Raw genomic sequence first — 712 nt, 5'->3', positions numbered from 1 at the left:
GCGGCCACGCTCTACCTCGTGATGCAGCTGGCGCAGCAGCTGGGCGGCGGCTGGTTTGCAACCGCGCTGGCGGGCACCTGCTACCTGGGCACGGCCTTTGCCCGGCTCAACCTGCTGTTTCAGCCCAACTCGTTCGAGGTGTTTGGCTTTGTGCTGGCCCTGTATGGGCTGGTGGTGTACCAGCAAACGCAGCGGCCGCGCTGGCTGTATGTGCTGGGCCTGGCCCTCGGGCTAGGTTTGCTGAACAAGTACACCACGCTGTTTTTCATGGCTTCATTGGGCGGTGCACTGCTGCTCACGCCCGCGCGCCGCCTGCTGCTCAGTTGGCACTTCTGGGGCGCGGCGGGGCTGGCGCTGCTGCTCTGGGCGCCCAATCTGGCCTGGCAACTCCGCCACGGCATCCCGTTCCGGCACCACATGCAGCTGCTGCACGATACCCAGCTGGTGCACGTCGATGCCGCCGAGTTCTGGAAGCTGCAGCTGCTGATGTGCGTGGCGGCTGTGTGGGTGTGGGTGCCAGGGCTGCTGGCGCTGTTTTTCAGCCCCTGGCTGCGGCCCTACCGGGCAGTGGGCTGGGTGGCGGTGCTGGGCGTGGGCCTGCAGGCGGTGCTGCATGGCAAGGCGTACTATGCGCTGGGGTATTATCCGGTGCTGTTCAGCTTCGGAGCGTGCTGGTGGGCGCGGCGGCTGGCGGGCCTGTCGCGGCCCCGGG

1 protein-coding gene is annotated in these 712 nt (G+C 67.7%); it reads left to right on the top strand.

Features of this window, described 5'->3' with window-relative positions:
• Positions 1-712 (top strand): glycosyltransferase family 39 protein (locus tag ACYVDE_RS25105; RefSeq protein WP_460504238.1); only part of this gene is annotated, 712 nt, incomplete at both ends.

The sequence above is a fragment of the Hymenobacter agri genome (genome assembly GCF_054778495.1).
The sequence above is the reverse complement of the archived record's forward strand: the minus strand, read 5'-3'. Positions and strand labels throughout refer to the sequence as shown.